We start from the raw sequence: 22,162 nt of genomic DNA, 5'->3' as shown, positions 1-22,162 counted from the left end.
CGCACGTCCTTCGCGCGCTGTGTTAAGATCATCTCGTTTGGTTGGTATACTAGGGTCAGTTTATCTTTTGATGGATAGACAATTTTCAGACAAGTTCATGATTGGGGTTAGTTTTTTAGCTGACAGAGCTGAAAACAGGGATCTCGCAAAAATCTTATAAAAAATTCCCTTCTTATAAAGATAATTTCTAACACTACCCCTTGGTTTTTTATTTTTTGACCTTAATATATTTTATGTGGTTAGGTTGTCTGTGACAGAGATTTAATCACCATTAATTGTCTTTATTTTATGTTGCTTCCTATGGAGGATATATTATGAACTCAGTTGATTTAAGCCCACTATACCGCAGCAGTATTGGTTTCGATCGCTTAGCGTCCTTGATTGACAGCGCGTTAGCATCTGATGCCTCTTCAAGTGCTTATCCACCTTATAATATTGAAGTGCTTGATGAATCCCGTTATGCAATTTCGGTTGCCGTAGCTGGTTTTTCTCAAGATGATCTCGAAATCCAAGTCGAGAAGGGGGTACTCAGTGTGAAAGGGCATCGAGGCCAAAGTGATGAGCGCACTTATCTCTATCAGGGGATAGCCAATCGCAGTTTCGAACGTAAGTTCAATTTAGCGGATTACGTTGAAGTGACTGGCGCGGATTTATCTAATGGTTTATTGACAATCTCTTTGGTTAAAGAGGTGCCAGAAGCCATGAAGCCAAAGTCGATCCCAATTAACCAAACACAAAAGGCTTTATCGCATCAATCACAAGAAAAAGAAGTGAAAAATGATAAAGCCGCTTGATGCGGTATTGAAGGAGGGTGCTGATCACACCCTCCACTCAATATCATATCGCCCCTCAAAAACCGATTTCACTAAGTAGACGTCCTATATACTTTAATAGAGGGTATTTCAACTGCTTGATCTAGAAGCATTAGAGAGCAGTCCGCTCTTTATCTGACTTCTATATTGAAACATAAACTCACGCCGGCACCTAAGAGCTTGGATCACATAGTCAGACGCTACAGAAAGTTTCTAAAGAGTACATGACGGGCCGAAAATAATTTAAGAAGGAATAGCTTCGCTGGCGAAAATTTTGTGGTGCAAAATACTCGCTTGGTTTGAGCCTCATTAAATCTGATACAGCCAATTTCAAAACGGTCAGGTTTATTTTAGTAGGTAATCTTTTAAACTATGTGATAGCTACAAAATGTCTCGTTATAAATTTCAATCACCCTTCTTTACTGAAGATGCCAGAGGCCGCTGGTATCTTAATGTCATTGTTGAGATTGAGCCTGTCCAATCCACTGGCTTAGCCAGTTTAGGTAGCCATTTAGGTTGTGAAAGATGCGGCCACTGACTAAAACGGTGAAAGTGTCTTTAGAGGCGATTACCGCACGTTAGGATCTCAAGTAGGACTGTACCAACAAGCCGCTATGAAGCTGCTAGTAAAGGCAACTCATGCGAAAAGGAGAACCAACGCAAAAATAAATTACACAAATACGATCGCAAACTCTTAAATAAGAATGCAGCTATCTTCATAGATGATGTATCAAGCACTAAGTTGGCTAAAACAAAGATGCCAAAATCGGTCATAGATGCAGGTCGGATATGCTGGAATGCAAATGTGATCTCGTAGGTATAATGAAGCCTATATCGCCCAAACCTGTTAGTTCTATGGCTCCGCTATAGCTGACCGATAAGGCAGAGCTGGACTTGTCATGATCGTGGTAAACATAATGACCGCGACATTAATGTCGCAAAGAGCAATATTGCGCAGGGGCATAAGCGTTTCACAGGAGGTTTCTCCTTCCCTTAGCGTGGGGAAGGGTCAACCTGAACTTTACCCTTGATATACATTTTGTTAAAATTTTTTGGTGATAAGGAATGTCACTAATTCTTTTAATAGTGAGTCAATATGAAATCTTGGTATCTGCTTTACTGTAAGCCTCGTGAAGAATTGCGAGCTCAGCAAAATTTAATGCTTCAACAAATCGAAAGCTACTTACCAATGATTAAGGAAATTAAAAAATCCAAATCCACTTCTAAATTGGTTGAAACGCCTTTGTTTCCTAATTATCTGTTTATTCGATTTGATCCGAATGAGATAAGTGTTAGTCGTATACATTCAACAAGAGGTGCAAGCAGAATAGTGGGATGCAAGGAGGTTATGACGCCCATTGATGATCGTATTATTGCAGCATTAAAAATTCGAGTAAATGCTATCGAACCGACATCGGAACAGCCATTCCAAAAGGGCGATAGGGTCGCATTTGTTGGTGGGCCCTTTGCAGAGTTGGAGGCAATTTTTGAAGAACGAAATGCTGATAAACGCTGCTTTGTATTATTCAATATTATGGGACAGCAAAAGAGAATTTTAGTAGATGAGTCAACTATCACTAAATTATAACTCTCAAATCTGTTTTTTAGACCATTTCTTACAAATTAGAATCGTTATTGAAGAGAATTTCTGATGAAAATAACATAAATTGTCAGTGGTATTTGATTGGGTGAAATATATACACAAATATGACTGTTCTTCAGTTATACTGCGGAACAATTTTGAGTGCATCCTCTAATGATTAGATGCTTTCGATTTGTTGATCCCAAATTTGATTTCGCTATGCGAAGGGCATTATGGAAGCCGTAATCTATGGGCGGTAGCGTGCTCAGATTATATTAGATTAAGTGTTTGTCAAAAGACCCAAGTAAATTCTCAGAGCGATAAAGAGTCAATGGTGTAATGGCAAACCATGTCCTAGCGAAACGCAATATGCGGTATCAAAAATATTTGCTTGAATTAAGAAAGTTATAAAAAAACACAAAAAACAATTGTTTAGAAATGTTATATACTATTGGAGATAACTGGTGCGACTTAAAACCATTAAATTGCTAATAGCTGGATTATCAGCTTTTATTATTCTGGGAAGCTCTGCACAAGCGATCACTCCCTCACCGCAAATGATCGAACAATTCAAGAAATTACCTCCATCAGAGCAGCAAAGAATTGCTCAGCAATATGGCATTGATCCTTCCGTACTGAGTGGTTCTTCGAAACCGCAGGAGACAATGACGAATCCAGATCTGGTTAATCGAAAAAGGGTTGAACAAGATGTATCAACCTTAAACAGACAAGAAGAGGATTTAGCATTTGAAGAGGAAAATGAAAAACTTGAATTGAAACGCTTTGGTTATGACATGTTTGCTGGTGAACCCTCAACTTTTGCACCTATGTCGGATGTTCCTGTACCAAGTAGTTATATGGTAGGCCCTGGGGATTCATTCAAAGTACAACTTTATGGCAAAGAACATAAAGAACTCACTCTCACAATAAATCGTGATGGTACGCTTCAATTTCCTGATTTAGGACCTATTTCGCTTACAGGCTTAAGTTTTTCTGAAGCAAGAGATTTATTGCAACAGCGCATTAAACAACAAATGATTGGTATTGAGTCAAACATTACCATGGGAGAATTACGATCAATTCGTATTTTTGTTGCTGGTGATGCTTACAAGCCGGGTTCGTATACAGTATCGAGTCTATCTACGGTTACTCAAGCGCTTTTCGTTGCTGGTGGTGTAAATGAAATAGGAAGCCTTAGAGGTATTCAAGTTAAACGCAATGGTAAGTTAGTTGGGAAGTTTGATCTTTACAACCTGTTACTTCGCGGCGATGCATCAGGTGATATCAGTTTGCGTTCAGGTGATGTGGTATTTATTCCTGCTGTGGGTAGTTTAGTCAGTATCGCTGGAGAAGTGCGTCGCCCCGCAATCTATGAATTGATGCCAGGGGAGACTATTAGTGATGTTATCGATATGGCAGCAGGCATTGATAAAGATGGTTATGCTAAGTTAACGAGTGTTGAACGATACAATTCAAACGGGCTTAAAACAATTATTAATGTTGATGTTACAACGAGTAAAGGAAAGTCGGTCAAGGCCAAAGCTGGTGATTTTATTCATGTTAAAAGTGCATCATCTCAGTTTGAAGATGCAGTGACTTTGATTGGTGCTGTTGTTCGACCTGGCAAGTATCAGTGGACTTTAGGTCAGAAGGTAAACGATTTAATCCCTTCAATCTGGGGGATATGTCTGCAAATGCAGACTTAGAATATGCATTAATCGTGAGAGAAATAAATCAATATGGTGATATTGAAGTTTTACAATTCTCTCCAGGGAAAGCAATTAATGAACCTTTTTCAAAAGATAACCTTGTCCTTGAGCCTCGAGATAAAGTTATTGTTTTTAATTTTGATGATAAGACGCTTAATCGTTATGAGCTAAATCGTTTGGTTAAAAGTAGAGTTGAAAAAATATCTTCCTTGAAAGGGGAAAAGCTGGTTGGTGCTGATGCTTTTGAATCAGGTTTTAATGCGTTAAATAATAATTCATCAGGAAAATATACAAGTTCAATCGCAGGTGTCGCAATAACAGGAGCAATTGAAGTAAAGGATGATTTACTTCGTAATGAAGTTGAAAAAATGTTAGCGAACCTTTTTGATGATAAAGATTTGATAAACCTTAGTGGTGCAATGAAACGTAGTGAGTTGCTTTACCCTGTTTTAGGGAAATTAACACAACAGGTCAAAGGTGGTAGGGATGTTGCCGTTGTAGGGATTTCAGGAAAAGTTCGTCACCCTGGTATTTACCCGCTGACTAAAAATGCATACATTGCTGAACTTTTGAAGGCATCTGGCGGGTTACAAGAAGGCGCTTATACTGAAAGGGCTGAATTAACCCGCACAAGAAATTCGTCTGAAACAGCAGATGTTATTCATAAAAATATTAGTATCAATGGTGTATATCAGAACAACTCTGAAGATAATATTCAACTTAAAAGCCGTGACATGTTAACCATCATGACGACTCCTGAATGGCAAGAAAGGAAGATGGTAGAAATTCGTGGAGAAGTAAAATTCCCTGGTACTTATACTATTCGACGTGGTGAGACGTTATCAAATGTACTCGAACGGGCGGGTGGATTTACTAATTATGCTTATCCCAATGCAGCCGTATTTGTTCGTGAGTCAATTAAAAATCAAGAACAACTTGAGATTCAAAAATTAGCAGATCAATTACGTCGGGATATCGCTTCTCGAGGAGTATCAAAAGACGGCACGGTGGTTAATTACTCGGATGCTCAGTTAATGCTCGAGGATCTAGAGAGTATTAAAGCTGTTGGACGTTTGGTAGTTGATCTTAATGCTATTAAATTGGGAATACCTGAAGCTGATCTTCAACTTGAAAATAGTGATGTTCTTTATGTTCCATCAATAAGACAGACGATAGCCGTAATGGGAGAAGTTCAACATCAAGCGACACATCGCTTTAAAGAGGGGCTGGATTTTGAACAGTATCTTGCGATGTCTGGTGGTCCAAGGGAGCGTGCGGATGCCAGTCGGACATATATCATAAAAGCAGATGGTTCAGTAATGTTACCTAATAGAAGCTTATGGTTTAACAGTCATGCACAACTCTCTCCAGGAGATACGATTATTGTTCCGCTTGATACTGAATATAAAGATAATTTGACACTTTGGACTCAGATTACTCAAATTGTGTATAACTCAGCTGTTGCGCTAGCGACTATTTCAGGCTTATAGATTTATTAGGATGTAAGTTGTATGTTTAAAATTTTAAAAGTTAAAAAAACTAAAGGTTTTACATTAATTGAACTATTGATTGTGATTGTGATTTTGGGGCTATTAATGTCGCTCGTCGCGCCAACAATGTTTTCTAAAGTCGATTCATCTAAAATTAAGACTGCTCAAGCACAGATGGAAATGTTACAAACATCGCTTGATACTTATCGTTTAGATATTGGTTCATATCCAGAGAGTCTATCTGAGCTGAGAACATCTAATAAGCCTGGTTGGGATGGACCATATTTACCAAGAGATGTGCCTTTAGACCCTTGGGGTAATCCATACAATTATTCTCGTACAACGAATAATGGTGAGCCGTTTACTTTGTTTTCATATGGCCGTGATGGTCAAGAAGGCGGTGAAGGCGATGATGCGGATATTATCCATCGATGAGCAGATTGAATGAGCTATTAAAACAGGCAAAAGTCTCAGAAGCTGATATTGAAAAAGCTACTGTTTACCAGAAAAAATATGGTGGACGATTAGAGCAGTTACTTGTCAATATGGGAGCATTATCTGAGGATTCTGTTGTCGATATTTACTCTCAGTTATTGAATATTAAGATATGTGCTGCTGATGAGATAGACGCGGCTATTTTAAAAACGGAAAAGTTCAATTGCGACAGTGAATTTTTAGAAGCTAAAAAATGGTTTATCTATAGTGATGAGCCTCAATTGTCATTTGTTACAGCGACTCCGTATGATTTAGAAGTTAGGCAGTATCTACAAAAGCAGAACTTTGAATACAGTGTATTGCTTACTCATAATTCAGAGATCCAGACGTTAAGTAATCGCATTGATATATCAATGAGTCATTCAATGGATGATTTGAATGAACTTACGGATATTGAAGAAGATAAACTTCGAGAGCTTGCCAGTGAAGCGCCGGTTGTAAACCTACTGAACTCACTCATTACGCGTGCAGTAAAGGCTGGTGCCTCTGATATGCATCTAGAACCTTGGCAGGGCAGATACCGAGCACGTTTTCGAATAGATGGTGTTCTACATGAAGTCGAATCAATTTCAAGTCGATTACAATTACCCTTAGTGTCTAGATTGAAAATCCTTTCTGGTATGGATATTGCCGAGAAGCGTCGTCCGCAAGACGGTAAAATTGAGATGCGAATAGCAAATTCGGATCTTGATATACGTGTTTCTGCATTACCGCTAAATGAGTCAGAAAGTATTGTGCTGCGCTTCCTTAGAAAAGACTCGGTTACATATGACATGTCCGTATTAGGATTGTCTGAAGATATCCAATCTTATATTCGAGAAGATCTATTAAATACCGCCGGTGTTATTTTATTAACAGGACCAACCGGTAGTGGTAAAACTACAAGTCTATATACTTTCTTGAATGAGTTGAATACGCCTGAAGTTAAGATCATAACCTTGGAAGATCCTGTGGAATACCAACTCGATGGGATTAACCAGGTTCAAGTTAAACCTGAAATCGGCTTTGATTTCTCTGCAGGTATTCGTAGTATTGTAAGGCAAGATCCAGACATCATTATGGTTGGTGAAATTCGAGATCAAGAAACTGCGCGTATTGCGATGCAATCTTCTTTAACAGGGCATTTAGTATTCAGTACGGTTCATACAAATGATGCACCAAGTGCCTACACTCGTTTAATGGACTTAGGTGTTGAAGAGTTTCTACTGAATGCGGCAATTGTATCTATTGTCGCTCAACGACTTGCGAGAAAACTTTGCGTTCACTGTGCAAGACCACATAGCAATGCCCCAGCCCTTATTGAAAAATATAATCTTAAGAAAATTGCACAACAATCCGGTGTTGAGAAGATCAATCTTTTTGAATCTGTCGGTTGTGACAAGTGTTCTGGCAGTGGATATAAGGGGCGAACTGCCGTCATCGAGTACTTACGTTGTGATGATGAACTCAAAGCTATCCCAAAAGATACGCAGTTTGTATTAAAAGCCAAAGAGCATAATCGTAAGCTAGGAAGAAGAACCTTAATGGAAGATGGTTTATACAAAGCAATTATTGGCATTTCAACCGTTGAAGAAGTCATAAGGGTAGCAGGTTAATGGCGTCTTACACATATATCGCGTATGACTCTCATGGAGCAAAAATTAATGGCGAGTTAGATGCTGATAATCTTGAAAAAGCAAAACGGTTGTTAATTGCACAAAAGCTTAAGCCAATATCTATTAGTGAGAAGAAGTCGACCAATACTGGGATCTCATTAAATAAGCGCTCTGTAAACCTTGACGATCTGGAGTTTGTCACTTCTGAGTTGGCGCTACTTTTAAAAAGTGGAGTGAGAATTGATAGGGCGATAGGGCTTTTAGCTAAGAATAAGAGCCGTGGAGCCTTATCTGTTCTGCTAACGCAAATGCATACAGATATAAAGCGTGGTGAAGGAATTGCTGCTGTTTGTAGTAAGCACCCTAAAATTTTTGATAATTTGTATGTCAGTATGGTGAAGCTGGGCGAAGCAAGTGGTACCTTGGATCGGGTTTTTGCAAAGTTGTCTGAAGATTTACGTTTCAGGCGGGATCTCAAACGTAGCCTTATTCAAGCGTTGACTTACCCTTCAGTTATTTTGGTAGTGTGTGTCAGCTGTATCTTATTTGTGTTCAATTACATTGTTCCTCAAATGAGTGGATTATTTGAAGGAATGAAAAACCTCCCTTTTTATACGCAGTTATTACTAGACGTAAGTGATTGGGTACAAAATTATCAAATCTATGTCGGAATTGCGCTAATTGGTTTTATTGCTTTCCTTTACTATCAACGCGAATCTGATAAAGCTAAGTTTGATCATCTCATTGCTAAAGCGCCGCTAGTTAAAAAAGTCGTGGTAATGGTTGAGCGTATTCGATTTAATGCGGCCATGTCTATGATGATGAATGCTGGGATTAGTGTTGATAAGGCAATTGAATTAGCCACCGAAAGTGTTGGTCATAGCGAGATACGCAGTGGCTTACAAAGTGCCGGTAATGCGATAAGAAAAGGTTCTGGATTAACTGAATCTCTTTCTAAAAGTGTCATCTATCCAGACTTCTATGTCTCTTTATTAGAAGTTGGAGAGGAAAGCGGGCAGTTATCTCCTGTATTTGACGAGATCGCAGAGCGTTCTAGAGATGACTTTCAAAGCTGGGCGACTAAATTTACATCTTTACTTGAGCCTCTTCTCATTCTAGTGATGGGCGGTATTGTTGGTGGGGTGGTTGTTGTTATGTTATTAAGTATTGTCTCTGTCAACGATATTAGTTTCTAAATGACAAATAATGTAGGTCATTCATCCAGAGGCTTTACACTAATTGAGTTATTGGTGATCTTAGTCATTGTGGGAGTGGTGATGTCATTGATGGCCCCACCGCTAGTCAAAACAATTGAATCTTCTCAAGCAAGAAATGAGCAATTTAGGCTCGAAAGTCGTTTAAAGCTTTATTCATCAAAGGCATTTATTAATGAAACTAATGTTTTTTTGGATTTTAATGGTTCAAATTTAAAGATAGAAATGGGTAAACAAACAACAACATACCAATTCGAATTTATAAGCTTTCCTAAGCAACGTCTTGTTTATGGTCCTTTAGGTTTGCCAAATATTTCACAGTTAGAGCTTTTAGCCGGTTCTCAAAAACGCGTTCTTAATTTAGTTAAAGCAAGTCATGAAAAATAGACAGTCGGGCTTTACATTACTAGAAGTGTTACTTGCCTCTTTTATTTTGTTTATCGTATTGAGTGCGATGACAATGGTATATCGTGGCGCTTTGAACTCTAGTCGAGTGGCTGAGAGAAGTATTCAAATTCATCAAGTTGTAGGTTTAATAAAGACCGATATACAAAAGCAATTTGATAGCGGCCCTTCACTCTCTGAAGAAGGGTATAGCGGACAAGGTAGCATTGACCAGATTAAATATCATTGGAAAGCGGAAAAGTTGGCCGAAAGTAAAGGGCAGATTATTCTTGGACCTGATGGTGATTTTATTCGTCCTGACACATTATACCAAAATTGGGGTATAGCATTAACTCTTCAAATGGGAAACTTTCAAAAAGTTTTCAATTACAGGTTATTTAGATGGCAGGAAAAATAGATAGAGGCTTTTCATTGGTGGAGCTTCTTGTAGCATTAACAATTATGTCTCTAACCGTGTTGATAGGAAGCTACGCTTACTCAACATTCAGTAACAAATGGGGCCAAGATCTTGGCCGATTTAACCAGTCTTTTTATAAAGCTAAGCAAAACGCACTAATGCCAAGACTCATGCGTGGTATTTTCCCTTATGTGGTGGAAAATACCACTGGAAATGCCCGTATTTATTTTGAAGGTAATAGTGATGGCTTTGTTGGTGTCGTGCAAAATGCGATGTTTGATGTTTCTACTCCAGCAGTAGTACGATTTTCAGTAAACCAAGATCCAAATTTTTCCTACTCATTAACTTATGAAGAATGGTTAATGTATAGGGAAGTGTTCATTAGTTTAGAACAGGATTTTGATTTTACACATCAATTTATTGTTTTAGATGGTTATTCTGATATTCAATTTGAATACTTTGGTTGGTATTCAAATGAAGTGAAAGCAAGAGAAATTTCCGCTCCTATTGGTGAAAAAGATCGTGGGTGGTATCGAAACTACAACAGTCTTGAAAAAGGACTTTTACCTGAGAAAATAAAAGTCATTTTATCAAATGGGGATAAGAAAACTCATTGGGAGTTTGCGTTAGTCGATCAGCATCCAAAGTGGTTATTATGGAATGACGGGAGAAATGATGATATCTAAGCAAAAAGGTATCGCATTGCTACAAGCGCTATTAATCACATTACTTATTACTGTTATGGCAATTGGTTTTAGTTACAATGCAAGAGATCAAGTCGAGATTGCTAAGGGTTTTTCTGAAAGAATTGAAGCTGATTTAAAGCTTGATTCAGCTAAATCTGAGATTATGTATCTGCTAAGTGTCAGCGATATGAGTTCATCAAGGGCAATTGGCTTACCCAAAGGTTGGAACCTTTATAGTCAACCTTTTAAGTTAAGAGATGGGATCACTGTTGAAATACAAGATGTAGCAGGTTTGTACCCTGTTAATCTCATGGGGGAAGCTAGCCATAGACGTTGGTTGTCAGCGATTGGAATGTCGGATGAATTGGCCAGAGATGTGGCTGAAAAAATAAATAAATTACAGTACAAAAGTTCTAAATCTACAGAGTGGGATTCTGGAACTGATAAAATTAAAAGAAATCTGCTGTTTTTACAGCATGAGTATAGTTCTCTTGGGGTTCCACCTAAGATGATCTCAAAAATGGTTGCAACATCAACCATATACCCAACAACATTTATGAATCCACTTACGATTCCAAATGACTTGCTTCCGATAATGTACGATGTCAATGTTGTTAATGCAATTATTGAGCAGAGATTGGTTGGGCCGATGAGCAGAACATTATTGACAGAGTTAACTGGTAGACAAGATTATGATAGCTTTTTATTAAATGTGCAGATGTCACCAATTGGAATTTTTAGAGTGGATATACGAACAAAAGTGAATCAAATCGAAGTCAATCGTAGTTTAGATATAATGTTACAACCAAGAAGCAAACCATACACCATGTTGTTGCAAGAGAGAAATATCTAACAATTCCTATACGAAATGCTTTCATTAATTAACCTTACTACTTTAATTAGCTTAACGGTATCAAATTTGAAACTTAATCTATTTAATAAGCTCCTATCAAGGTTCGCATACGTTAGTAATACTGTTCAGACTATAATAGTAGAAACTGATAATAAACAAATATCATTTTCTGATGTTGATTCTAAACAAGCATTATTTGTTGTGCTAGGTCGGCAACATTATTCCGAGAACCATTATATCTACCCAATTGCAGATGGAAAAGAAGCAATTAAAGCTGCAAAGTTTGAGTTAGATAACAACGATGCACTTCAGTTCTTTAATTCATATCCTTTGGATGAGCAATCTTGTTCAGTTTCGGTTTGGACTGTAGATAAAAATACAATCGAATTGATGTGCAATAATGCATTATTTGTTGTACCCGAATCATACATTTTGGCTAAACGTGAAAGTCTAGTTAAACTTCAGTCAGCGAATAAACCCAATATATTCATCGCTCATAGTCGTAAAGGCCCTGTGTCATATATTGCAGACGATTTTGTCGTTGATGAAGAGTCATTTTGTCAGCTCGCTGAAATAGCGATGCCAGATTACGTATCAGTTATCAATGAAGAAAATCTTGCTAAGTCACTTATCAAAGGGGCAAAAGAGACTCTAGCTACTTCATTTTTCCGATTTTTTGTTGGGACTAGAGCGTCTTCAAAAGCGAAAAGTATTCCTTATCTTAGAATATTATTGACTTTTTTTAGTGTGATTACTCTTTACAATGTGCTGTTTAGTGGTTTTTTAGTTTTTCAAGAAACAAGTGTGTCTAAAAAGTTTGAGGAGAATAAATCTCAAGTTGAAATAGCGCTAAATGCACAGAATGATCTAAAAAATCAACTTGAATTAAATCAAATTCTCTTAAATCAAATTATTGTTGATGATACTCCTTGGAATGCCTTTGATGTATTAGCTATGGCTATAAACTCGGGGATGCAAATAACTAATGTATCATTTCAATCAGGACAATATCGAATTACAGGCGTTGCAGATAAGGCTACTGTGATACTTAGCGCATTATCCTCCCATCCATCTGTTGCAGAAGCAAACTTTTCTGGGGCCGTAAGAGAGTCTCGAACAGGTGAGCGTTTCAGCATTAGTTTTAAAACGAAGGTTGTTTAATGAGCGAATTTTCAAATAAAAAAAATCTGTTGATTATCGTGGGAATATTAGTGTTCGCTAAGTTCGTCGCGCTTCCAGTATGGGAGTGGCAAGATAGTAAAGTAACTAAAATTCAGCAGCTAAAGGATCGATTAGATAAAGCTGACTCATTGTCGGAGCAAGGTTCTGACTTTCAAAAAATATTATCTGAAGCTAAAGACCATAATCAAAACCTACTGGCTTCTATAAATGTTACGCAAGACATATCATCTTTAAAACTCAAGAAAATGGAAGAGTTAGATAAATTACTTGGTATTCATGATGTCAAGGTGACAACCTCTTCTTGGATGGCTGAGTCAGGTACTGATTTAACTATTCTTAACTTAAAGCTTGGCATTCGAGGTAAAACAAAGAATGTTATAAAGGCTCTTCTGAATATAAGACAAATGACGGAAGTCATCACTTTACAAGACTTGTCATTACGACTGGTTAAAATGGATGATAAAACATTAGGTGAAGCTGGCGGTACTATCGGAATCAGCTTTTATGTTTTAGGCCCTCAACTCGCTCAGAAATACCAAGTGGAGGCGGCTAATGCTTCTGAATGATCGCTGGATACAAGGCGCGGCAATCAGCGCATTACTTCTTAGCTTAATTGATTTTAATCAGCGTTATGATGTTTCATCTAAAAATAGAGATGATAAAGTGATAGCACAGGTAGAGTTGCGAACCAATTATACTCCTTATACAGAAGAGGAAATTGGCAAAGTAATGGCTAGTTTTGCTAAATATGACGTGCCACCAAAAAAACAAGCACAAAACAAAGACAAACCTAAACCTAAGCCGAAACCAAACCCAAAGCTTTCTAAAGAGTATCAAGATAAACAAAGTGGAAGTTTAGAACAGGTTTTTATTGGTGATTATGCTTACAGTCTTTTGGGCGTATTTGATGATGGTAAACAATTTGCCTTGTTGGAACAAAGGAACGTAAAAAATGGTCAATCTAAGCGACTAAAGGTTGTTAATGACCAGAATATTGAAAAATATCGAATTGAAAAAATCGAGCTTAATAGTGTCGTGTTATCTGTTAATGAACGTACTATCGTTCTTAGATTATTTGAAATCAAACAAAAGCGAAATAAGTGATGAAACAATCCAGTGATATCAAAGGCTTTAATCATACAGTACTGTTTTTATGTGTATTCACAGCTCTAAGTGGTTGTGCTTCAAACGACACAGCAGTCGAGAGTTCAAAAGCCAAACCTAAAATGTTTCAAATTCCTGATTCTTATTTAAATGAAGATAACTATGAAGAAGGAGAGAAAAAATCATTTAGTGAGGATTCTAGTGTTGTCACTAAAACACAGCGAGAGTTAGTAGAACCGTTAAAAGCACTACCTAGTAATCAGGTTTCTTTCGATGCTGGTCAGCAGTTAGCTGCAAATTTTTCTGAGAAAGACTTGATAAAGGTTGCTGCAGAAGACATGACGTTAAAAGACTTTATACATTATTCTTTTGGCGAATTGTTGGGTGTTAACTATGTAATTGATGAGTCGATTAAGACAGATAGTGTGCCAGTTACACTTAATATCACAGATGCGGTATCTAAAAGACGCTTATTCGAACTAGTTAATACACTTCTAGAGCAACGTGAAGCAAGCTTGGTTTTCGAAAATAATATATATTTCGTGCAAAAAACACCCCAAGGTTCGACTAATAAAGTTGTAACAGGAATAGGAAGAACACCTGATTCAGTACCAAACACGAAAGGTGAAGTTCTTCAGGTTGTTCCGTTGTTATATGGCGTTAAGATTTCAATCGAGAGAACGTTAAATCAAATTATTGAGGCAAGAATAACTGCTGATTATGAGCAAAGTACGATATTTATAAGAGGTTCTAGAAGTGAGATTATTCGTGCTTTGGAATTAGTTAATTTACTCGATGCGCCGGCTAATCGCGGAAAGCATATTGGATTGATTAATTTAACATTTATTGAGATAGCTGACTTCATAAGTGATGTCACTGCTTTATTGGAAAATGAAGGCGTGCCAATTTCAGCCATCAAGCCTGATAATAAGAATGCGGTTCTAGTACCAATTTCACAGATAGGCTCTGTAGCTGCTTTTACTTCAGATGAAATTATTTTAAATAGAATAAGGTATTGGGCACGTATTCTTGATAAACCTAAGGCTGGATCTGGACTGCGTTACTATACCTATCAGCCACAGTATGCGCGTGCATCAGATGTTGGAGATAGCCTATCTTCTCTACTAGGGGCTAAATCCGGTGCAGATAACTCTGCCGCACAACAGCGTGATTCTTCTGCCGACACAAGTTCTGTTCGTCTGGTGAATGATTCTACAGGGAAGGCTCCCGCTAAAAGCAAATCTAAAGTAGGGGCAACGGGTGATAACATTAGCTTTGTTGTTGATGAGCGTTCGAACCAGCTAATATTTTATACCACAGGTACAGAGTATCAAAATATTCTGCCTTTAATTGAACAATTGGATATTTTACCGAAGCAGGTAATGCTAGATATTGTTATTGCTGAAGTAAAAATGGAAGGCACTTTTCAATACGGTGTTGAGTGGGCCTTAAGTCAGGGAGATTTATCCTTAGGCGGCACACTTGGTAATGGAGGAGAAGGTTTTAAATTCGCTTTAGGCGGTACAGATGGTTCATTAGATGTAAATTTCTTTAAAAAGAACCAATTGGTTAATGTATTGTCGAATCCAACGTTACTTGTTCGTGATGGTGTTTCTGCAAGTATTGTAGTGGGAGATGATATTTCAATTATCGGGTCTACCACGGATGATCCAACCGGCGGAAATGGTTCAAAAACAACTGCATCTGCTTATAGAAAAACCGGTATTGATGTTTCGGTTACTCCTACAGTGAATGCTAAAGGGGTCGTAATTATGGAAATTACGCAATCAATTTCTAATGCAACAGAGTCCAGTGGCTCTGGTGGTAACCCGAATATCTCCGAAAGAAGGTTAAAAACTGAAGTTGTTGCCGATAGCGGTTCAACAATTATTCTCGGTGGGTTAATTAGTGAAAATGTTGATAATTCAAGCGATGAAACACCATGGGTTGCAGATATCCCTATTATTGGAAAGCTGTTTAAAGGTGAGAGAGAGTTCTCCAGTCGTACAGAACTCGTGATGCTTGTGACACCTAGGGTTATTGAACGCTCAGATCGTTGGGCAGAGATAAAACAATCGTTTGAATCAGGATATCAAAATATTACTTTCCCTAGAACACCTTCTCAAAATGTAATTCAATCAAGTAATTGATTAGTTAAAGAGTCAGAAGAGTAAGGTTAAGGGATTTGGTTGCAGTTGTTTAAATTATTAGTTTTGTAAAAAATTAGTATATGTATAAGAAGTGTTGCAATGAATTGGGTTGTTTATTAAATGAACAACATTGATAAATATCATTTTTTTTATAAATCTAGTTTGCAAATTTTAGTGTGACTAATTATCATCGTATTGGTTGATGATGGTTATCAAACTAAAAAACTCGGGAATGAACTTCCAGGGATTGTTTTGCTCGGTTGGGTGTAGAATACAGAACGTAGGTTTTAGCACTCAAAATCTAGTTTTTTTGATTTTATGTGTTACTAACGCAAACAAAGATGATATTATACGCTTCAACTGTTGACATGGTTCAGACTGTGTTTTAGAGTTCGTAATGGGTGCGGAAGAAAACTGCATCTTACTATTTTTAGGATAAAAAAGTATATGCGGAACAATGGCAAGCAATGCTTGTATTTCGTTCCCAATTTCATGAAATTGGAGATAAGAATGTCTTTTAAAAAAACTACGCTGGCACTTGCGCTAGCTTCCGTATGTAGTGCAGCGCTAGCTACACCTACTGTAACTGTTCCAAACAGCACGTTCTCTAAGCAGGGTTTAGAGCTTAAAGTTGGTACTGTTGATGGTGCGACTGTTGAAATTAAACATGGCGCAGCACTTCAGGTCGGCGACCGTATGTTAGTAGAAATCAGCGGTAACACCAGTGTTACTTGGCCTGCTTCTGTTGACATGGAAACTGTTATTCCTTCAGGAACTCCAGGTGCAACAGCTACTGGTGTTTGGGGTTTATTAGACAGCAATGGCGCTTCAGCTACTTACCGTTTAACTAACTTAGATACAGGTTCTGATCAGTTAAACACAATCGGCTCTATTACCAAGTTCACTGGTTATGAAGTTGATGTAGCAGATATTTTAGCTGGCGGCGTTAATTTCTCTGTAGATTTCAAATTAGTTGACGGTACAAACGTTGACGGTGACAAAGTAACCAAGCCTGTTGCTACTTCTGCAAATCAGTTCGGTGGTTCTTCTATCGATGCTTCTGGTCGTGCAGATCAAGTAGTTGATATTGAGCAAGAGCGTAAAGCTTTCGTTACTGGTACTACTGATGTTGTTACAATTACAGCTGCTACAGAAACTCCAGGTATCACATGGGCTGCGTCAACTGTTGGTGCAGACCCTGAAATTGCTACTGTTGAGAACCAAGTATTCGTACTTAAAGGTGACTTCTCTAACACTACTGTTGTAGCTAACGGTGATTCATTGAATACAGTTGTTGCTGCTGACAAAATGTCTGCAACATATACTTATAACGCTGCAGGTACACTAACTACAGCTGCTACCTTCGTGATCACCCCTACTGGCGCAGCAGCACTAAAAGCACCACAAAGCTTCACTGCTGATGTAAGCTATGAATACTACAATGCTCCAATCATGGGTTCTATCTTAACTGGTGGTATTTTAGCTACTGGCACTTTAGGTGAATTCGATGCAGGTTCAAACCTAAATGCAGGTGAGTGGACTCTAAACGGTTCTATTGTACATGTTCCTTACATGCCATACGGCCCAGGAATTACACAAATCGTTTATGTAGATAACCGTGGTTCTCAAACTGGTTCAATCTTTGTTGACTGGTATGATGAAAACGGCATGAGCGGTACATGTGATCTTTCTAGCGATTATGGTGTTATGGCTACAGCTGGTACTGTAACCAAGTTCACTGGTGAGCTAAAAGAGTGTATCTTAGGTGATGTAGAATCTGATGCGAAAACTAAAGTAGCATTTACTGTTACAGTTAACTCTCCAGAAAATGATATCACTATCTACTCTGCATACAATGTTAACGGTTCAGACCGTGGCATGGTTAACAACAGCCAATACAAAGGCATTAAATAACTAATAGTTAGTTAATGTTTTAAAAGGGTGACTTAGGTCGCCCTTTTTTTTTGAAAGGAAATGGTAAGTGGAATCTAATAAAATAAGCTTAATCTCTTTAATCGTGGCCTTAATGCTATGTTTTATTTGTTATTATCCAGCACTTTTCGCACCGTTTTATATAGATGACTTTGGTTCTATCGTTAATAATCAAAAATTATTTCAACTGAACTTGATGGAGTTATTTCAGGTTTATGGGATGAGATTTGTTGGTTATTTGAGTTTCGCCCTGAATGGTAATTTATTCGAGCAATTAGAACCTAGTCACTTCAGAGTTGTTAATCTTATAATCCATTTTTTGGTAAGCACTTTTGTTTTTTTTGTGATAAGAAAGTTAATTAGAATAAATAAGCATTTATCTAATACCGGTAATCAACAATTAATATTGTTTTATCTGCCATTTGTGCTATCAATACTGTATTTAATTCATCCATTAAATACTCAAGCTGTTACCTATGTAGTTCAACGACTAGCATCATTGGTAGCATTATTTTACATAAGTTCATTCTACTTTTACTTGCTTGCAAGAACTGCAATATCTAAAAAATCTATCGTATTTTATACTTTATTATCTGTCATTATGTTTGTGTTTGCGATGTTTACCAAACAGAATGCTGTCACATTACCGTTAATCATTATTCTAAGTGAATTTATTTTTTTTAGGCAAGGAAATGTATTAAAGCTTTCAAAGATTTTTAAGATTGTTATTGTAATAACATCAGTACTTTTTCTTTTATTCTTCTTGAAAGATCAAATTATCCAATTATTAATTTCAATAGATAATTTCACCAGAGAAACACAATTAATCAGTCGCTCTGATTATGCTGCAACTCAAACGTTAATGCTTTGGGATTATATCTGTAAATTTTTTATTCCTGTGGGTTTACAACTTAACTATTCAAATCAACTTCTGGGTACGTTTACAGAGCCCAAAATCATCATTGCTTTAGTTGGTCATGTTACTATGATTTTGATTGCTTTTAAGTTGAGAAGTAAGTCTCCTCTTGCAGCATTTGGGATTTTATTCTATTACGTTGCACATTTGGTTGAGTCATCAATTATACCCATTACAGATTTAGGATTTGAGCATCGTGCCTATCTGCCAAACATTGGTTTTATTATTGCTATTGCTGGTTTTATTATGATGTTAGCAGAGTCTTTCACATTGAAAGCCATTAAGTATGCACTTGCTTTCCTGACATTTGTAATTGTCATTTTTAGTATTACGACCATAAATCGAAACTCTTTATGGTCTGATAAATTGGCTTTTTCCAAAAATGAAATATTAGTGTCCCCACAATCTGTTAGGGCACTTACAATGTTGGCTGCTGAGTATCTCAACAGAGATGAAAGAGGTAATGCTTTACAGTATTATCAAGAGGCTATTAATCTTAGTGTTGCGAATAAAACTGTTAGCTTTGATCTGTTAAGGGATTATATTAAAACACTTTATTCATTAGGGCAGTATGAATCAGCAGGTCCACTAACCACCTTAGTAATGAAATATACCAATGCCCATAAACGGAAAGATAGAAGTGAATTATTAGCACTGATTGCTGTCAGTCACCGTGAAGCGGGACGTTTAGGCTTTGCAAAGGGATTGCTGTTGCAGGCAACGAAGCTAGATCCTGACAATGGTTATGCACATCACCAGCTTGCAACTGTTTTATGGAATATGGGACAACGTGAAGAAGCGATGGGTATCTTACGCCGTTTCCAAATTAAGCACTCAGACGATCCGAAGATAAGTTCACTTCTTGATCAAATGTTAACTATTGAAAATTAGCTAGCAGTTTTACGCATGTTTATTAATTTTGGTCAGGCAATATTACAGAAAAAAGGTAATGTTTTTGATATTTTTGATATAATGTCACGTCTTAAATTAAAGGTACAATAATAACTAAATCCAAAAGGGCAGTTAAGTTGACGATAAAGCAAGCTATAGTGGTACCCGCTTATAATGAGAGTAAAACGGTTGCGAAAATTCTACGCTCTCTTCAGAACTTAAATGGATTTGATATCATTGTCGTTGATGATGGAAGTACCGACGGTACCGCAGAAGAAGTAAGAAAGTTTGCCAATGTTATCCTCTTGTCCCTCGCTACAAATCTGGGGGCTTGGAAGGCGATGCAAACAGGGATCCGCTATTGTTATATTAATGGTTATGAGCGCGTCATTACGTTTGATGCAGATGGTCAACATTTACCTGATGCTATTGAGCCAATGATAGAATACCAAAATATACAAGGATGTGACGTTGTGATTGGTTCATGTACCCAAAGAGGGAGTATAGCGCGTCATATTGCTTGGCGGTTATTTAGAGTCCTTTCTGGTATTAAAGTTTTTGATATTACCTCTGGTTTACGGGTTTATAACCGCGCGGCTATTTCGGTACTGAGCACAAGGGAAGCCACAATGCTTGAATATCAAGATGTCGGTGTACTGCTAATGCTCAAAAGCTTTGGTCTCAAATTTAGCGAGCTTCAAGTTACTATGAATCCTCGAGAGGATGGCATATCTAGGATTTTTCATTCTTGGTGGGCTGTGGCTTACTATATGGCGCATACAAGTTTACTTTGTATTAGCAAAGCAAAGAAAAGTAATGAACTCCAATATCAATCATCTTTAAGTCAAACTGATTAGTGAGTTTATTTTGCAATATTATCAAATTTTTTCTGCCTTTGTAGCGATAATCTTCTTTATAACTGCGTTTCTTTTAGTTAGACGAGATACGATCTTACCTGGTTCAGCTATCCGTTGGACTGTATTGTCTGTGCTAATCTTGTTACTTGGTATCTTTCCGCAACTTTCTGATTATGCTGCCAAACTGCTTGGTATTGGTTATCCGCCTATCTTGCCGGTTTTATTCGCCTGTATGATTTTATTAATGAAAGCATTGTTAAATGATATTGAGCGTACTAAGGACAGAGTTAAAATTGATCGACTGATACAGCGTGTTGCACTTTTAGAGCAAAAAATTGAATCGGGAACCAGAGTGATTAGCTGCAAGGATGATATTCGCCAAGGGAGTGAGGAATAGTGGCATTCTTTCAGTATTTCCCCTTAATTCATTTGATGGCAAGAATGAAATTAAAATCTAAAGCAAACACATTAGTTTTGAGTTATTTATGGTGGGTGCTTGAACCGCTTTTGTTCGTTGCAATGTTTTATTTTGTTTTTAAATTTTTGCTACACAGGGGGCAAGAGGATTTCTTAATTTTCTTGATAATAGGTAAGATCCCTTTCTTATGGTTTTCTAAAAGTATTACATCAGCAGCAAATTCGTTGATTGAAAACAAAGGATTGATAAATCAACGTCCTATTCCTAAATTTGTTTTCCCTTTAGTGAATATTCATGAAGCCGCCTATCAACAAGTCGTCACATTTGCTGTGTTGTTGTCATTTGTCACATTTAATGGTTATACCGCTTTCTCGCTTTGGTGGCAGCTTGTGCCCTTGATAATAATACAATATTTACTTATTTGTGGTCTTGGAAGCATTTTTGCTTTTTGTGTAACTTACCTACCAGACTTCAGAATGATTATACAAATGTTCACTATGGGAATGATGTTTACTTCAGGGATCTTCTGGAGCGTTAGCGATATAGCTGACCCACAGTTGCAGTATTTAATACTCACTTTCAATCCTTTGGCTGCATTAATAGATGGTTATCGGCAAGTGCTAATGTATGGGCAACATCTTGATTGGGGAGTATTTGTGCCTGCTTTGACTATATCATGTTTATTAATGGTGCTAGGTTTTACCGGTCTTAAAAAGTTCGATGGTTTGCTAACTCGCCGAGTGTTCATGTAATGAGTGAAACAATTTTATCAGTTAATAACCTTACACTTGAATATAGAACCCGTTCAGGGTTATTTAAAATGTTCACTCACAAGGCTCTCGATAACATCAGTTTTAAGATTGCGAAAGGCGAAGTTTTTGGTGTACTTGGTAAAAATGGCTCAGGTAAATCGTCATTACTGCAATTGCTAGCTGGCACATTACAACCTGATTCGGGTACGGTTGATTGCTCTAAGGATATAACAAGGGCACTTTTAGCGTTAGGACTTGGGTTTAATGTTAATCTTACTGGGCGGGATAATGCACTCATCAGTTGTATGCTTGATGGTTATACAAAGAAACAAGCGCTAATTTTGGTTGAGCAAATAAACGAATTTGCTGAACTAGGACATTTTTTCGATCAACCAGTCAAAACCTATTCTTCAGGTATGAAAAGCCGTTTAGGTTTTGCTACGGCAATGATAACAGAAGTAGATATTTTACTTATCGATGAAGTTCTTAGTGTTGGTGATAATACCTTCAAAAAAAAAGCAGAATCAGCTTTGCAGAATAAAATCAATGGAGAGCAGACTGTTATATTTGTTTCACATAGTATTGAGCAAATTAAAAAAATTTGTGACCGTTGTATTTGGTTAGAAGAGGGAAAAATTATCGCAGAAGGGAACACTAAGGAAGTGATGGAGCACTATATTAGTAAACGACGTTAAGGTTGTAAGGTTAAGTTGTTATTTTTT

General features: G+C 37.4%; 20 protein-coding genes and 1 pseudogene. All 21 read left to right on the top strand.

From position 1 onward, the window contains the following. Positions 1 to 314 precede the first annotated feature (314 nt). The 21 genes and pseudogenes from HBH39_RS12200 (at position 315) to HBH39_RS12100 (ending at position 22,135) form a co-directional block, all read left to right on the top strand. Positions 315 to 794, top strand: coding sequence for an Hsp20 family protein (locus HBH39_RS12200; protein ID WP_167678652.1), 480 nt, complete (start codon positions 315 to 317; stop codon positions 792 to 794). A gap of 406 nt (positions 795 to 1,200) precedes the next feature. Further along, the gene (locus tag HBH39_RS12195; protein ID WP_167678650.1) at positions 1,201 to 1,350 is read left to right on the top strand and encodes a hypothetical protein; all 150 of its coding nucleotides are present in this window, start codon (positions 1,201 to 1,203) and stop codon (positions 1,348 to 1,350) included. Between the two features lie 558 nt (positions 1,351 to 1,908). Further along, the gene (gene rfaH / locus HBH39_RS12190; RefSeq protein ID WP_167678647.1) at positions 1,909 to 2,400 is read left to right on the top strand and encodes a transcription/translation regulatory transformer protein RfaH; all 492 of its coding nucleotides are present in this window, start codon (positions 1,909 to 1,911) and stop codon (positions 2,398 to 2,400) included. 458 nt (positions 2,401 to 2,858) lie between these two features. Then, a pseudogene (locus HBH39_RS12185) lies at positions 2,859 to 5,593 on the top strand (SLBB domain-containing protein). 21 nt (positions 5,594 to 5,614) lie between these two features. Then, complete coding sequence (gene gspG, locus HBH39_RS12180) at positions 5,615 to 6,028, top strand: type II secretion system major pseudopilin GspG (protein ID WP_167678645.1); 414 nt, start codon at positions 5,615 to 5,617, stop codon at positions 6,026 to 6,028. Then, a complete protein-coding gene (locus HBH39_RS12175) occupies positions 6,025 to 7,683 on the top strand; it encodes a GspE/PulE family protein (protein ID WP_167678643.1) in 1,659 nt (552 codons plus the stop codon). Before gspG ends, HBH39_RS12175 begins: the two co-directional genes overlap by 4 nt. Beyond that, positions 7,683 to 8,879, top strand: coding sequence for a type II secretion system F family protein (locus tag HBH39_RS12170; protein ID WP_167678641.1), 1,197 nt, complete (start codon positions 7,683 to 7,685; stop codon positions 8,877 to 8,879). Before HBH39_RS12175 ends, HBH39_RS12170 begins: the two co-directional genes overlap by 1 nt. Further along, on the top strand, positions 8,880 to 9,284 hold the full coding sequence (locus HBH39_RS12165) for a prepilin-type N-terminal cleavage/methylation domain-containing protein (RefSeq protein WP_167678639.1): 405 nt from the start codon (positions 8,880 to 8,882) through the stop codon (positions 9,282 to 9,284). It begins immediately after the preceding gene. Further along, positions 9,274 to 9,699: a PulJ/GspJ family protein gene (locus tag HBH39_RS12160; protein WP_167678637.1), complete on the top strand. Its 426-nt coding sequence runs from the start codon at positions 9,274 to 9,276 to the stop codon at positions 9,697 to 9,699. The genes HBH39_RS12165 and HBH39_RS12160 overlap by 11 nt, the downstream gene beginning before the upstream one ends. Continuing rightward, entirely contained in the window at positions 9,684 to 10,385 is a 702-nt protein-coding gene (locus HBH39_RS12155; RefSeq protein WP_167678635.1) for a PilW family protein, read from the top strand. Before HBH39_RS12160 ends, HBH39_RS12155 begins: the two co-directional genes overlap by 16 nt. Next, positions 10,360 to 11,238 carry a hypothetical protein gene (locus HBH39_RS12150; RefSeq protein ID WP_167678633.1) on the top strand — a complete coding sequence of 293 codons (879 nt, stop codon included), beginning with the start codon at positions 10,360 to 10,362 and terminating at the stop codon, positions 11,236 to 11,238. The genes HBH39_RS12155 and HBH39_RS12150 overlap by 26 nt, the downstream gene beginning before the upstream one ends. A gap of 66 nt (positions 11,239 to 11,304) precedes the next feature. Beyond that, a complete protein-coding gene (locus HBH39_RS12145) occupies positions 11,305 to 12,399 on the top strand; it encodes a PilN domain-containing protein (protein WP_167678631.1) in 1,095 nt (364 codons plus the stop codon). Further along, complete coding sequence (locus HBH39_RS12140) at positions 12,399 to 12,986, top strand: hypothetical protein (protein ID WP_167678629.1); 588 nt, start codon at positions 12,399 to 12,401, stop codon at positions 12,984 to 12,986. Before HBH39_RS12145 ends, HBH39_RS12140 begins: the two co-directional genes overlap by 1 nt. Continuing rightward, positions 12,973 to 13,524, top strand: coding sequence for a hypothetical protein (locus HBH39_RS12135; protein ID WP_167678627.1), 552 nt, complete (start codon positions 12,973 to 12,975; stop codon positions 13,522 to 13,524). Before HBH39_RS12140 ends, HBH39_RS12135 begins: the two co-directional genes overlap by 14 nt. Next, on the top strand, positions 13,524 to 15,674 hold the full coding sequence (locus tag HBH39_RS12130) for a secretin N-terminal domain-containing protein (RefSeq protein ID WP_167678625.1): 2,151 nt from the start codon (positions 13,524 to 13,526) through the stop codon (positions 15,672 to 15,674). Before HBH39_RS12135 ends, HBH39_RS12130 begins: the two co-directional genes overlap by 1 nt. Before the next feature lie 510 nt (positions 15,675 to 16,184). Further along, complete coding sequence (locus tag HBH39_RS12125; RefSeq protein ID WP_167678623.1) at positions 16,185 to 17,588, top strand: hypothetical protein; 1,404 nt, start codon at positions 16,185 to 16,187, stop codon at positions 17,586 to 17,588. 67 nt (positions 17,589 to 17,655) lie between these two features. Then, entirely contained in the window at positions 17,656 to 19,413 is a 1,758-nt protein-coding gene (locus HBH39_RS12120) for a tetratricopeptide repeat protein (RefSeq protein ID WP_167678621.1), read from the top strand. A 137-nt stretch (positions 19,414 to 19,550) separates the two neighbouring features. Further along, positions 19,551 to 20,270, top strand: a complete 720-nt coding sequence (locus tag HBH39_RS12115) for a glycosyltransferase family 2 protein (protein ID WP_244325648.1) — start codon at positions 19,551 to 19,553, stop codon at positions 20,268 to 20,270. 10 nt (positions 20,271 to 20,280) lie between these two features. Continuing rightward, positions 20,281 to 20,667 (top strand): DUF2304 domain-containing protein, encoded by a 387-nt coding sequence (locus HBH39_RS12110; RefSeq protein ID WP_167678619.1) that lies wholly within the window; start codon positions 20,281 to 20,283, stop codon positions 20,665 to 20,667. Beyond that, a complete protein-coding gene (locus HBH39_RS12105) occupies positions 20,667 to 21,440 on the top strand; it encodes an ABC transporter permease (protein ID WP_167678617.1) in 774 nt (257 codons plus the stop codon). Before HBH39_RS12110 ends, HBH39_RS12105 begins: the two co-directional genes overlap by 1 nt. Next, on the top strand, positions 21,440 to 22,135 hold the full coding sequence (locus HBH39_RS12100) for an ABC transporter ATP-binding protein (RefSeq protein ID WP_167678615.1): 696 nt from the start codon (positions 21,440 to 21,442) through the stop codon (positions 22,133 to 22,135). Before HBH39_RS12105 ends, HBH39_RS12100 begins: the two co-directional genes overlap by 1 nt. Positions 22,136 to 22,162: the final 27 nt, after the last annotated feature.

Origin of the sequence: Shewanella aestuarii (assembly GCF_011765625.1) — a bacterium.
GTDB lineage: Bacteria > Pseudomonadota > Gammaproteobacteria > Enterobacterales > Shewanellaceae > Shewanella > Shewanella aestuarii_A.
Note: the sequence above shows the minus strand (reverse complement) of the source record. Positions and strands in the feature narration are given on the sequence as shown.

What these genes read in the sequence shown, in the direction of transcription:
- HBH39_RS12150 (WP_167678633.1), top strand. Translation starts at nt 10,360, where the DNA reads ATGACGGGAGAAATGATGATATCTAAGCAAAAAGGTATCGCATTGCTA.
- HBH39_RS12200 (WP_167678652.1), top strand. Translation starts at nt 315, where the DNA reads ATGAACTCAGTTGATTTAAGCCCACTATACCGCAGCAGTATTGGTTTC.
- HBH39_RS12195 (WP_167678650.1), top strand. Translation starts at nt 1,201, where the DNA reads ATGTCTCGTTATAAATTTCAATCACCCTTCTTTACTGAAGATGCCAGA.
- HBH39_RS12140 (WP_167678629.1), top strand. Translation starts at nt 12,399, where the DNA reads ATGAGCGAATTTTCAAATAAAAAAAATCTGTTGATTATCGTGGGAATA.
- HBH39_RS12135 (WP_167678627.1), top strand. Translation starts at nt 12,973, where the DNA reads ATGCTTCTGAATGATCGCTGGATACAAGGCGCGGCAATCAGCGCATTA.
- HBH39_RS12130 (WP_167678625.1), top strand. Translation starts at nt 13,524, where the DNA reads ATGAAACAATCCAGTGATATCAAAGGCTTTAATCATACAGTACTGTTT.
- HBH39_RS12165 (WP_167678639.1), top strand. Translation starts at nt 8,880, where the DNA reads ATGACAAATAATGTAGGTCATTCATCCAGAGGCTTTACACTAATTGAG.
- HBH39_RS12170 (WP_167678641.1), top strand. Translation starts at nt 7,683, where the DNA reads ATGGCGTCTTACACATATATCGCGTATGACTCTCATGGAGCAAAAATT.
- HBH39_RS12100 (WP_167678615.1), top strand. Translation starts at nt 21,440, where the DNA reads ATGAGTGAAACAATTTTATCAGTTAATAACCTTACACTTGAATATAGA.
- HBH39_RS12175 (WP_167678643.1), top strand. Translation starts at nt 6,025, where the DNA reads ATGAGCAGATTGAATGAGCTATTAAAACAGGCAAAAGTCTCAGAAGCT.
- HBH39_RS12155 (WP_167678635.1), top strand. Translation starts at nt 9,684, where the DNA reads ATGGCAGGAAAAATAGATAGAGGCTTTTCATTGGTGGAGCTTCTTGTA.
- gspG (WP_167678645.1), top strand. Translation starts at nt 5,615, where the DNA reads ATGTTTAAAATTTTAAAAGTTAAAAAAACTAAAGGTTTTACATTAATT.
- rfaH (WP_167678647.1), top strand. Translation starts at nt 1,909, where the DNA reads ATGAAATCTTGGTATCTGCTTTACTGTAAGCCTCGTGAAGAATTGCGA.
- HBH39_RS12160 (WP_167678637.1), top strand. Translation starts at nt 9,274, where the DNA reads ATGAAAAATAGACAGTCGGGCTTTACATTACTAGAAGTGTTACTTGCC.
- HBH39_RS12125 (WP_167678623.1), top strand. Translation starts at nt 16,185, where the DNA reads ATGTCTTTTAAAAAAACTACGCTGGCACTTGCGCTAGCTTCCGTATGT.